The organism is Oribacterium sp. WCC10, from assembly GCF_900113415.1.
Classification (GTDB): Bacteria; Bacillota; Clostridia; order Lachnospirales; family Lachnospiraceae; genus Oribacterium.
Map to the genome: position 1 here is coordinate 36930 of NZ_FOPH01000007.1, position 13316 is coordinate 50245.

The 13316-nt window shown below is 41.9% G+C and carries 8 protein-coding genes; all 8 read right to left on the reverse strand.

The window, feature by feature from the left end; genetic code table 11:
• Positions 1-55 precede the first annotated feature (55 nt).
• The 8 genes from BM294_RS06880 to ppdK all read right to left on the reverse strand — a co-directional run bounded on the left by BM294_RS06880 (position 56) and on the right by ppdK (position 13001).
• Positions 56-901, reverse strand: a complete 846-nt coding sequence (locus BM294_RS06880; RefSeq protein WP_330389830.1) for a carbohydrate ABC transporter permease — start codon at positions 899-901, stop codon at positions 56-58.
• Entirely contained in the window at positions 894-1796 is a 903-nt protein-coding gene (locus BM294_RS06885) for a carbohydrate ABC transporter permease (RefSeq protein WP_091206075.1), read from the reverse strand. The genes BM294_RS06880 and BM294_RS06885 overlap by 8 nt, the downstream gene beginning before the upstream one ends.
• A 383-nt stretch (positions 1797-2179) precedes the next feature.
• On the reverse strand, positions 2180-3565 hold the full coding sequence (locus BM294_RS06890) for an ABC transporter substrate-binding protein (RefSeq protein ID WP_091206078.1): 1386 nt from the start codon (positions 3563-3565) through the stop codon (positions 2180-2182).
• A gap of 402 nt (positions 3566-3967) precedes the next feature.
• Positions 3968-5407: an APC family permease gene (locus BM294_RS06895; RefSeq protein WP_091206332.1), complete on the reverse strand. Its 1440-nt coding sequence runs from the start codon at positions 5405-5407 to the stop codon at positions 3968-3970.
• Between the two features lie 402 nt (positions 5408-5809).
• On the reverse strand, positions 5810-7129 hold the full coding sequence (locus BM294_RS06900) for a M18 family aminopeptidase (protein ID WP_091206079.1): 1320 nt from the start codon (positions 7127-7129) through the stop codon (positions 5810-5812).
• Positions 7130-7768: 639 nt separating this feature from the next.
• Positions 7769-8188: a potassium channel family protein gene (locus BM294_RS06905; protein WP_091206082.1), complete on the reverse strand. Its 420-nt coding sequence runs from the start codon at positions 8186-8188 to the stop codon at positions 7769-7771.
• 199 nt (positions 8189-8387) lie between these two features.
• Positions 8388-9794: a TrkH family potassium uptake protein gene (locus BM294_RS06910; RefSeq protein WP_175494583.1), complete on the reverse strand. Its 1407-nt coding sequence runs from the start codon at positions 9792-9794 to the stop codon at positions 8388-8390.
• A 564-nt stretch (positions 9795-10358) separates the two neighbouring features.
• Positions 10359-13001, reverse strand: a complete 2643-nt coding sequence (gene ppdK / locus BM294_RS06920) for a pyruvate, phosphate dikinase (protein WP_091206090.1) — start codon at positions 12999-13001, stop codon at positions 10359-10361.
• Positions 13002-13316: the final 315 nt, after the last annotated feature.

The window sequence follows — 13316 nt, forward strand, 5'->3', positions numbered from 1 at the left end:
AATAGTTTTGTCAGGTTTTACAAGAAAACCTGACAAATCATTGACTGATATTTCATTACTTTACAGAACCTGTGATACCTTCCGCGAACTGCTTTTGTAATATGAAGAAAATGATCATTGTGGGAACAGAGCAGAAAAGTACGCCCATCATAAGCTGACCATAATCAACAGTGTAACCGGCAGAAAGGTTGGCAATAAGCATCGGCATATTCATGGCACTGGTATCTGTATTCATGACAACCTTAGGCCACATATATGAATTCCATGCATTCATAAAACTGATAACCGCTGCTGCCGCATAAGTTGACTTCATTACAGGAAGATACATCTTAAAGAAGATCTCCCACTCACTGAGTCCGTCAAGTCTCGCCGCTTCCATGATATCTATCGGAAAATTTCGCGAGTTCTGTCTGAACATCATGATCATGAAGGGTGTTGAGATGGATGGAAGTATAAATGCCCATACAGTGTTCAGAAGATGTGCATTAGATACCATTCTGAACAGAGGAATCATAGTTGCAACCTGAGGTACCATCATGGCCAGAAGAAGCACTCCGAACAGTTTATCCTTTTTGCTGTCATGATAAAGTTCGAATCCGTATCCTGCAAGTGAACATATGAAGAGACAGAGAACCGTCTGAACAATCGAATACTTGAAGGAATTCATAAGTGATTTGAATAGTGGTTCCGCAGCAAGAAGATTCTTGAAATTGGTGGCCGCATAGGTACCAAACACTATCTTACCTCTTGCTATCTCTATAGAAGCATTGGTGGCCGCCGTTATCATCCAGTAAAGTGGAAACACTGAAAACAGGCACCAGAATATCAAAAACACATAAGTTGGTATAAGTCTTTTCTGTATGGCCGAAGAATTGGCTTTTATTTCATTATTCTTAGTCACGCTTGTCACCTACTTTCAGATTGATAAATGCAAGAACTGCAACCATTATGAATACTACAAAGCTTAGTGCTGAGGAGTATCCAAAGTTTCCAACCCCCTGCCCGAAGGAGTTATTGTAGATATAGTGGGACATGGTGATAGTTGAGTTTGCAGGTCCGCCTCCTGTAAGGTTCATTGACTCATCGAAGAGCTGAAGTGTACCATTGATAGACATTATAAAAGTCATGACGATAACAGGTCTGAGAAGCGGTACTGTTATTCCCCAAAAGGTCTCCCATCCGTTTGCTCCGTCAATCTTTGCAGCCTCATAAACTGAATACTCGATATTCTGAAGTCCTGCAAGATAGAATACCATGTTGTAGCCTGTCCATCTCCAAATGAGAGCTATGATGATGACCATCTTAGCAGACCATGGAGTTCCCAGAAAATTGAAATTCTCTTTAAAGATTCCAATATTTACAAGAACAGAATTGATGAGTCCCTGTGTTGCAAATAAAGATTTAAAAATCAATGCATAGGATACCAGTGATGTGGCACAAGGCAGGAATACCATAGTGCGGAACAGTCCACGGAATTTTAAATCCTTATTGTTGAGAAGCTGAGCCAGAAGTATGGCAAGAATCAGCATGATAGGGACCTGTATGAGCAGATAAAGAAATGTGTTACCCACGGAACGTATAAACAGCTTGTCCTGGAACATACGTGTGTAGTTGTTGAATATCGGTGTAGTCCACTGTAATGCTGCCGGAGAACCTTTCTTTAAAGAAATGATGAACGCCTGAAGCATCGGATAAAAGTTTAATACAAAGATCAGTATGGTTGCCGGCAGTAGGAAAAACCATCCTGCTCGATGCTGTTTGGCAAGAACACTGCTTCCTTTCTTTTCTGTATTCATATAAGTCCTCCTTATTGCACTATTCAGGTCATTTTCCTGTCTAATGCCGTATTTCATTCACGATAAAATTTAGATTAAGAAAATACTGTGGGAATAGTATTTACTACCCACACATTGGCGATAGCACACTTTTTCGTGCAGGATTTTCAGAATCATATTACCTTTGGATACAATACGGGCGGGGAGGGTTTGGCGTCTCCCCGCCCGTATATTTCTTCATTGTTGATTCTGTGTAATTGCTGTCAGTCATTTTATGATATGAGTGTCAAACGTACCTGCCACTCACTATTTAGCATCAACACACATTCATGTGCAATGTGCTGCATCATTTTACATTCATCATCAAGTCAATCAGGTGATTCCGGCAGATTCGTATCTGCTTATTATCCCTGCATTGCGAATCTTACCTGATCCTCTGCATCCTTGATAGAAGCATCTGCATCTGCACCGCTGATGATATTCTGGATAGCAGCTGCAACCTGTGTACGTGTAGGATAGTGATAATCGCTCTGCTCAACGATAGGAACATTTGCACCCATAGCTACGATCTCTGCATAAACAGGTGTGTTGTTGAAGTACTCTATACCCTCGTTGTAAACATCTGACTTACCGGCTGAAATTGAACATGTGATAACACCGCCCTCTTTAAGAGCTGTATCATATGTTTCTGTTGAACCTGCACCAAATGTCTTTCCAAGGAAATCCTGAGCAAGCTCAAGGTTCTTGCAGTTAGATGTGATGTAAAGTGATGAACCACCGTTAGAAGCAAATCCTTCCTTGCCATTTCCTTCGAGTGTAGGCATGCTTGTGATCTCCCACTTTCCTGAGTTGTCAGAAACCTGTTTGATTGTAGGGATGATCCAGTTACCATTCATAACACCTGCAACCATATCGCCAACGATTGTCTGATCTGTGTAATCTGACCAGTCATTTGCAAGGTAGATAGCATTAGCCTGAACACCTCTTACGATAACGTCGATTATCTTCTTAAAGGTCTCATTCTCTGTAAGGTTTACATCTCCGTCCTTGAACTGTGAAACGCCCTCGGCCTGAAGCATCATGTAAGGAAGATCATTTCCATCTCCATCCATTGAAAGAAGATACTTGCCTGTCTTGTCATAAACCTTCTTACCAACTTCGATCCACTCGTCCCATGAGATGCCCTTCATATCATCGATTGTGTATCCGGCCTCCTGAAGGAGATCTGTTCTGTATGCAAAGATAACTGTACCGTTATCTACAGGCATTCCGTAATGTACTCCATCAATGGTTGAATATGAAAGCTTTTCCTGTCCGAAATCATCCCAATTGATGTCTGCTCCTTCAAAACTTGCCCATGCATCAGGGAAATCCGTTACATACTTCTTAAAGTAGTGATCCTGGAAAAGAACGATATCAGGAAGTGTACTGTAGTCACCTGCAGAGCCGGCAAGTGTTACTGCATTTTCTACATCTGATGACTGTGACTGCTCAACAATTTCGAGCTTGAAATCAGGATTAACATTCTTCTGATAATCAGCTTCAGCAGCCTTAAGTGCCGGGATGTTGAAGTTTTTGTCCCATGCGTAAACAGTAAGAGTATTGCCGTCTGCCGATTTCTCTTCTGTTGCAGCCTTCGTTTCTCCGGAAGCCTCTGTAGCAGCTTCTGTTGCCTTGGATGTTTCCTTGGCATTGCCGCCATCCTGAGGTGCTGTTGGCGATGGGCTGCAGGCAGCAAGTGATGCTACCATAGTTCCTGCCATCAAAGCCGATAAAAGTCTCTTCTTCATAAATTTTCCTCCGTTTAATAACTTACTCATGAGATCATGAAAGTCCATGAGCTTAATCTACACGCCGAATACTGAATATCCGGCATTGTTTTACAGTTTTTATTGTGCAATCTTTATCATTTTCTCACATCGATCGCCTCACATATGTGTATTTTAACAGCATTATATGCATAAATGTTCACATTTTTGCCTACAAGATATGCATTTTCGACCATATAGGCATATATTAACAACTTCCTCATCATTTTACATCTGGTTTTAGATATTTTTAACAACAAAAATGGCTGTCCGCTTAAGCGAACAGCCATTATAATGATCATTTTCAGTCAATAGTTTGATTTGTGAGCGATATTGCAAGAATGCCGTCAATTTCGACCTGTTCCTTATAATATCAATAGGCTATCAGCCTACTTTTCTCTCATGAAGTTTAGAGTTATTCTTCTCGTTCTTCTTAATGATAGGAAGAATAACGCCAAGTGCTGTAAGAACAACAGGTGTTACGATGTTGAGACACATTGTGAATGCATCTGTATCATATACACCAAGCAGACAGCATGCTGCTGTTACAAAGAAGCACCAGCCACCGGCAACAAGTGCGATGGTGTTGTTCTTTACGAAACGATACTCAGGTGCATACTTCTCGCCTGCCTTACGAAGCGCAATATATGCTGTAAATACCCAAAGGTATCTCATAGGCATACATACTGAGTTAAGCTTTGTAAGCTGCTTAAGTACGGCAGCAGCACCCGGAACGAATGACTGGATAAGGATGATAGCACCTGAAAGGACTGCAACCATCTTGATACCATTTACATAAGCACCAGCATCGTTCTTCTTAAGAAGAGCTGTAGGGATGAACTCCTGTGCATCCTCGTTGTCAAGAAGCATACGAAGAGGAGCATCGATACTGATAACAAGTGTTGAAAGCTGTCCTACAGCATTGCAAAGAGCATAAACCATGAGAAGTGTATCACCAATGCCATAGTAGTTTCCAAGCTTCTGGAATGCCCAGTAAGAACCATTTGAAACATAAGCATTGAAGTTCTCATTGATAGCTACAGGATCGAACATCATACCCATAGCAATAGTTCCGAGGATAGCACAAACAACTACCATGATTGCAAGAGTGATCATTGATCTAGGGAAGCCCTTGCTTGGATTCTCTACCTTATTAACGTAAGGAGAGATCTTCTCGCATCCGCCGACAGCGAATACAAGGATTGAAAGTGAAGTGAAGTACTTTACATCAAACTGTGGGATAAGGCTCTTCATGCTGAAATCCATAGATACATAGTCTGCATTAGGGTTGATAGCACGGGCACTGAAGATCATGATGATGTAAAGGATAGACATTACAAACATACTTGAACCTGCGATTGTTGCAAGCTTCTTAAGAGGGTTAAGTCCACGGCTGGCAACCCAACAGAAGAAAAGAAGTACTGCAAATGTCACAAGCTGAACTCCCAGTGTAGGGAATGTGTCATAAGTTTCTGCATTACGGAAAACTGCCCAGCTGAGAGCCTTAAGTCCTCCTGATGACTTACTTGCGATGTAAGTAATGTGGCAGGCCCAATATGTCCAGCCTGCATAGTATGCAAGCTTGGGACCTGTGGTCTTTAAAATCCATGAGCTTACGCCACCGCCGGACTCCTTGAATGCTGAGCCAAGCTCTCCAACCATAAGTGCATATGGAATGAAGTAAAGTGCAAACATGAGAATCCAGCTGAAAATAACCTGGATACCGTTGAAGTAGACGAAACCATTCAGAACGTTACCAAAGCCCCATACTGTTGAGAACGCCATGAATGCGAGAGTCGTCCATTTGATACGTTTTGAATCCATAACAAAACTCTCCTTTTCATACCTGCAAAACATTTCCTGTCCTGCTTTTTCAGAGATACCGCATGAGTTTTTGTATCTCTGTTTATGCCCTTCGATTCCTCACCCACCATGAGAAACCTTAGGACTTATGTCAGCCATATAGCAATATCTCTCCCTAAAAAATCTCTATATGACTGTAAAAAGCGAAGGCTGACTCTTTCTTCTGCCTTAATCAGTCTCCGCTTTAATTACATAATAATGATTTGTTCTTTTAAAGATCATATATAATAATGAACCATTAAACAAAATCATATAATACTGAAATCTCACATATTTTTAAGAAGCAGTACCTTTATAAATACTTTTATAAAGCCAATATCAAATTACTGCTCTTCAGGGGAACCTGATATAATCAGTGTTTCCTTAGAATTTCAGTTTGTAATTACCGTCCCCTGTTCCTTCCATTGAGCCTGAGAACAGGACTCTTGCAGCCTCAATGAGATAAGCGGTATCCCTTGCACCCGCTGTCTCGAAAGGTGAATGCATGGCAAGCTGTGGAAGTCCTATATCCACAGTATTTAAAGCTACCTGACTCTGGGAAATGTTTCCGAGAGTTGAACCGCCGAGCATATCGGAACGGTTGGTAAATGTCTGATAAGGAACCTCCGCTTTCTTACAGATAGCGCGCATAATAGCTCCTGAGACAGCATCAGTTGTATACTTCTGATTAGCACTGTACTTGATCACGATGCCCTTATTCAGATAAGGACGGTTTGTCGGATCAGATTTATCTTTATGGTTAGGATGAACCGCATGAGCGTTATCTGCTGACACAAGGAAACTTGAAGCGATGCTCATGAGATACTCATCTTCAGTCTTGCCTAAGGCACTGTTTATACGGTGAAGTGTATCCTTAAGGAATGTACTTGCAGCACCCTGTTTTGTACCTGAACCTACTTCTTCATTATCAAATACGCAATGTACAGCTACTGAATCCTTTGGCTCCGCCTTAAGGAATCCCTGAAGTGAAGCATAAGCACACTGGAGATCATCAAGACGTCCGCTTGCCACAAACTCTCTGTTTAATCCGAGCATGGTTCCCTTCATACGGTTGTACAGGAAAAGATCTGTATCAAGGATGTCTTCCGGTTTTACACCGGCCTCTTCTGCTATAAGTTTTATGAATACATCAGACTCTTCACCCTTCTCGCAGAAAAGCGGAAGCATATCCACCTGTGCATTAAATGCATATCCGTCGTTCACCTGACGATTCATATGAATAGCAAGATTAGGTATGATCATGAGATCGCGATCGACATTTACAAGCTTTGTCTCTATACCCTCTTCTGTTTGAACAACAACACGTCCGGCTACAGAAAGCGGTCTGTCAAGCCACGGTGCGCAAAGCATTCCGCCATACTTTTCAACATTAAGCTTCACATACTGATTGTCTATTGTTATCTCCGCATTGGTCTTAATCTTGAAAACCGGAGAATCACAATGGCTGGCCATCATCTGGAATCCTGTGTAATTCTTCTTTGGTATACGGAATGCAATAACTGCGGAATCGTTTCTGGTTACGTAGTATCCTTTCCCCTCTTCAAGTTCCCAGGCCTTCCCCTCATACAAACGGATAATTCCGGCCTCATCCAACGTTTTACACATATTGCTCACTGCAAAAAATGCATTAGGACTGTTATCTAAAAAAGAGATAAGCTCTTTGTTTACTTCATCAAAATTCATTTTGCCCTCCCATGTTGTCAACAAAAGAAATCATATAAATCAAATTTATGTCTTATATTTAATATTATTTGTGTCAATATTTAACATGCCTTGTGATTATATCATCCTGTTAAATAATCTACAACCAATTGAAATAATTAAGCTTCTTATAACACATAAGCATTTTTAATGTGATGGATAACTTTTAATTATGTCTTTTATTCTTTCTGTGCATACACATGTCCGTACAAAAAAGACACCCTAATATCGCCGCTTTAAATCGTTGATGAACATAATCATAAAAATCAAGCTCGATAATGAGATACCTTTTTGACTCTGTATACAATATAAGACGTCTATAATGTCTTTTTAATTTTTGAACTATTTCTTTTTGTTCGTTTTTTACTTAGTTCAGGTATAAACATTCCATTGGTTCCAATGAAATGCATATTTTATCAGTGTTTCATAAAAGCCATCGGCGGTTGGGTTGGATTTTCAATGGAAATTAATACTTTGTATTAATAATCCGGCCGTAGGAAACACGTTACTCAGCATTTCCACAAATCTATCACTCTGTCTGCATTTTTTCTGCTTTTAAAAAAGTCCGGTTGATGGACTTCACCAATCCATCAACCGGACTATCATTAACCCTTCCTTTAATTATCTTCCCATTATTTTTGTAACAGTGAGATGTGCCATGGTCTTCTCCGGATATACTATCTCATCCGCTCCAAGCTTCTTCAGCACCTTGCCCATTCGTTCAGAACCGGCCTTGGCTATAACCTTGTGAACCCCTTGTTCCTTTGCAATCTGCGTACACATGATGCTTGAATCCAGATTACTTCCCATGCACACAATGACTATATCCATATTACCAAGCCCCAGCTTCTCTATAGCCTCAGGATCCGAAAGATCACATGTCACTGCAATCTCCGCAATTTCAGCCATCTGATTTATCACTTCCTCATCATTATCCGCAATCAAAAGATCTGCCCCGTTTTCAAACAGTTCTCTGGCTGTATATTTTCCAAATCTTCCCAGTCCAAGTACTGCAATGGATAATGTTTTTTTATCTCCCATCTCGTTCTCCCATATAAAAGCATGTTTTTGACCGTAATATACGGCTCACAGATGTTATATATCTTACAGACTATATAAAACTATGTTTTTTAGCCATTTTTATTCTATCCGTTTTTTCAATCTAATCCGATATACAACAACACTTCTTGTCTCTTACCGCCTAACTATATGTGTCTGTTGTACTATAACAACCCGAATATCATCCTATATAATACTTTCCTTCTGCGCAGTTCAGCAAGGTCTCTCTGTCTTTTTGTCCTCTAAAAAACATAACAAGAGATATCGGTCCGATTCTTCCGAGATACATCGCAATAATAATCACAAGTTTACCTGCCGGATTCAGGCTTGCTGTAAGGTTTCTTGACAGCCCCACCGTAGCAGTGGCACTAAAGGTTTCATACAGCGCATCCGAAAGCACTACCCACGGGTTCGTAAGCATTAGCAAGATACTCAGGATAACAGTAACAAGGAAACTGATGATAATGATAGCTACTGCCTTGTGTATGGTTTCAAAGGAAAATGACCTGTTGTAAATCACCGGCTTCTGATGGTGATTAAGTGAACTAATGGCATAAAGTATCAAAGCAAAAAATGTCACAGACTTCACGCCTCCGGCCGTCCCCATAGGTGAACCTCCTATAAACATATAGAGAAGTCCGAAGAACGCCGTTACATCCCTTAGACCCTTCTGAGACACAGTCATAAATCCGGCTGTTCTGAATGTTACAGACTGAAATACACTGTTCCAGAGTTTTCCGCTTAATGACATATTACCCAGAGTTTCTGGATTTCCCCGTTCTGCGATAAATGTGAGCACTGCTCCACTAAGTATCAAAACCGCAGTCAAAGCAATCACCAGTCTGGTCTGTTCCTGAAGTCTTATGCGTTTGGGATCTTCGGTTTTTGTAAACAGAGTCTTCACTGCGCCAATCACGTCAAACCATACCACAAAGCCTAATCCTCCAAGTACTATAAGCATCATTGTGATTCCGAGCATATAGTAATTTCCGCTATACCTTATCAAGCTGTCTGAACCGATGAGATCGATTCCTGCATTACAGAATGCCGATATTGAATGAAATACAGAAATGAAAATGCCCTTGTCTTTACCGAATTCCGGAACAAACACAAAAGCCGAAAGCAGTGCTCCTATTCCTTCAACTATGAAGATATCTCTTATTACCCGACGACAGAATTTAACCACGCCTTTTATGGAATCAAGATTGAATGAATCCATCATCAGAACTCTGGTCTTGAGAGACAATCCCTTCCTGAATAGAAGCATGAGTATCGCAGACAAACATACCACTCCTATACCACCAACCTGAATAAGCATGAGTATCACTATCTGCCCGAATACAGTCCAGTGTGAAAATGTATCAACCACCACAAGTCCCGTTATACACACAGATGTGGTGGCAGTAAAAAGTGCAGTAAGTAGTGATGTTGTCTCCCCGGGAACTGTAGCCCAGGGTAGCATCAGAAGCGCGGTACCAGCCAGTATCGTAAACAGAAAACTCAGCGCAATCATCTGGGTGGTGCTCAGCTGCAGCCTCCCCTTCTTTCTTTTCTTTTTAACTATCGCTTTTTTTGTCCCCTCATTCATAGTCCCACTACCATAGCCCATAAAAGAATTAACGCAGACGCGTTATTGGTATAAGTATATCATTACAGGTGGGCAGTTTTAACATCTTTTATCAGGAATCGCAGGAGTCATATTCAAAGCGGACTAAAATATATTTTCATCACACCAGTCCAGTTATCCAATCCCCCAAGAAGTCATTTTGCCATTTCGAAAACCAGAAAAAATGAGTTTTCAATGTCAACTAGGCTTGCTGCTTGAAAGAACATGGAGAGAAAAAAGTCCGTCAGGGACGAACACCAAGGTATTCAGGACCTGACGGACTTTTTTCTCGGAATGTACTTTCAACGCAGTAGGAAAACACTTTTTCTTCAGAAAAAGTGCTTTCAGTATATGTCGGTTTTTCCGCCAGAAAAACCGATCTCACGCAGTGAGATTATCGAACGCCTTCTTTGGGCGTTCGATAACCAGGGACGTTGACATGAATACTCATTTTTTGTCCCATATCCACAGCCTTCCTCATCAGCATTAAAAACGCCGGGGATAACTCCCCGGCGTACAACTTTGCTATTAATTGATTTGTAACTATTACTTTCTTGGGTTCTTGATCTGTGCCTGAGCAGCTGCAAGACGTGCTACAGGTACACGGAACGGTGAACATGATACATAGTCAAGGCCGATCTCGTGGCAGAACTCTACAGATGATGGATCACCACCGTGCTCACCACAGATACCTACATGAAGAGCAGAGTTTACAGGCTTTCCAAGCTTGAGTGACATCTCCATAAGCTTACCAACACCAGTCTGATCAAGCTTAGCGAATGGATCTGACTCAAATATCTTTGTATCATAGTAAGCATTAAGGAACTTACCTGCATCATCACGAGAGAATCCGAATGTCATCTGTGTAAGGTCGTTTGTACCGAAACAGAAGAAGTCAGCCTCCTTGGCGATCTCGTCAGCAGTAAGAGCCGCTCTTGGGATCTCGATCATTGTACCAACCTCGTACTTAAGATCTGCTCCTGCAGCTGCAATCTCAGCATCTGCTGTTTCAACTACGATGTTCTTAACGAACTTAAGCTCCTTAACCTCGCATACAAGCGGGATCATGATCTCAGGCTTAACATTCCACTCAGGATGGTTCTTCTGAACCTCAAGAGCTGCACGGATAACAGCCTTTGTCTGCATCTTTGCAATCTCAGGATATGTAACTGCAAGACGGCATCCTCTGTGACCCATCATAGGGTTAAACTCATGAAGAGAATTGATGATAGCCTTGATCTCTTCCACAGACTTATGTTTAGCATCAGCAAGCTTCTTGATCTCATCCTCTGTTGTAGGAACGAACTCGTGAAGAGGTGGGTCAAGGAATCTGATTGTTACAGGGCAACCCTCAAGAGCCTCATAGAGAGCCTTGAAGTCATTCTGCTGATATGGAAGGATCTTCTCAAGAGCTTCCTCTCTCTCCTCAACTGTATCTGAGCAGATCATCTCACGGAATGCAGCAATTCTGTCTTCCTCAAAGAACATATGCTCTGTACGGCAGAGACCGATACCCTCAGCGCCGAGCTCTCTTGCTTTCTTGGCATCAGCAGGTGTATCAGCATTTGTACGAACCTTAAGCTTTCTGAACTCATCAGCCCATGCCATGATACGGCCAAACTCACCTGCGATCTGAGCATCAACTGTTGCGATCTTTCCATCGTAAATGTTACCTGTTGTACCATCGATAGAGATGAAATCTCCCTCGTGGAATTCCTTGCCGCCGAGAGTGAACTTCTTGTTCTCCTCATCCATGATGATGTCGCCGCAACCTGATACGCAGCACTCACCCATACCACGGGCAACAACGGCAGCGTGTGATGTCATACCACCACGAACTGTAAGGATACCCTGAGCAGCCTTCATACCTGTGATATCCTCAGGTGAAGTCTCAAGACGAACGAGAACTACCTTCTCCCCTCTTGCAGCCCACTCTACAGCATCATCAGCTGTGAATACAACCTTACCGCAGGCAGCTCCCGGAGAAGCACCAAGTCCCTTTCCAAGTGGTGTTGCAGCCTTAAGAGCAGCAGCATCGAACTGAGGATGAAGAAGTGTATCAAGGTTACGAGGATCGATCATAGCGACAGCCTCTTCAGGTGTCTTATGTCCCTCGTCTACGAGATCACAAGCGATCTTGAGAGCTGCAGGAGCTGTTCTCTTACCGTTACGGCACTGGAGCATGTAGAGCTTCTTGTTCTCAACTGTGAACTCCATATCCTGCATGTCATGATAGTGGTTCTCAAGAGTCTCACAAACCTTGATGAACTCTGCATAAGCCTCAGGGAACTCCTTCTCCATCTGAGCGATAGGCATAGGTGTACGAACACCTGCAACTACGTCCTCGCCCTGAGCATTGATAAGGAACTCACCCATGAGCTTGTTCTCACCTGTAGCCGGATCACGTGTAAATGCAACACCTGTACCTGACTGGTTGTTAAGGTTACCGAATACCATCGGCATAACATTTACAGCTGTTCCCCATGAATAAGGAATATCGTTATCACGACGATATACGTTGGCACGTGGGTTGTCCCATGAACGGAATACAGCCTCGATAGCAAGTTTTAACTGCTCTACAGGATCTGAAGGGAAATCCTTGCCAAGCTGATTCTTGTACTCAGCCTTGAACTGCTCTGCAAGCTCCTTAAGGTCAGCTGCTGTAAGGTCAACGTCGAACTTAACGCCCTTCTTCTCTTTCATCTTGTCGATAAGCTGCTCGAAATACTTCTTACCAACTTCCATAACTACGTCTGAGAACATCTGAATGAAACGACGATATGAATCATATACAAAACGCTCAAATGCAGGATCAGGATTGCCCTTGATCATAGCAGCAACGACTTCGTCATTAAGACCAAGATTGAGAATAGTGTCCATCATACCAGGCATTGATGCACGTGCACCTGAACGAACCGATACAAGAAGAGGATTCTGAAGATCACCGAACTTCTTTCCGTTCTCTTTCTCCATCCATGCTACACCTTCCATAGCCTGGCTCATGATCTCATCGTTAATCTTACGACCATCCTCATAGTACTGTGTACAAGCCTCTGTAGTAATTGTGAAACCCTGTGGAACAGGAAGACCGATCTCAGTCATCTCAGCAAGGTTAGCACCCTTACCTCCAAGCAAGTTTCTCATAGACATGTTACCTTCTTTGAAGGTATAAACCCATTTCTTAGCCATTGCTTTCTCCTCCTAAGCAAACATATATTTATGAGCCTTTTGCATACGATTGTCTTTTTGTAAAAACACCCATGACAAACCTTACAAAATTACTCGTGATTTATCCCCTTGAGTCAGATAAAATCACCATTTGAGATTATACTCGACGAATATTTTTTAGTAAAGTACACTTATTGATGTAAGCGTTTACATTTCGAAAAAATTTTTCACTCATCAAAAAAGCCTTGGAAATTCTAAGAAAATCAAAGAATATCTAAGGCTTTATATCAGGGATTTTTAGAAAATATTTTTTATTTCATGGCCTGAAACGGATAT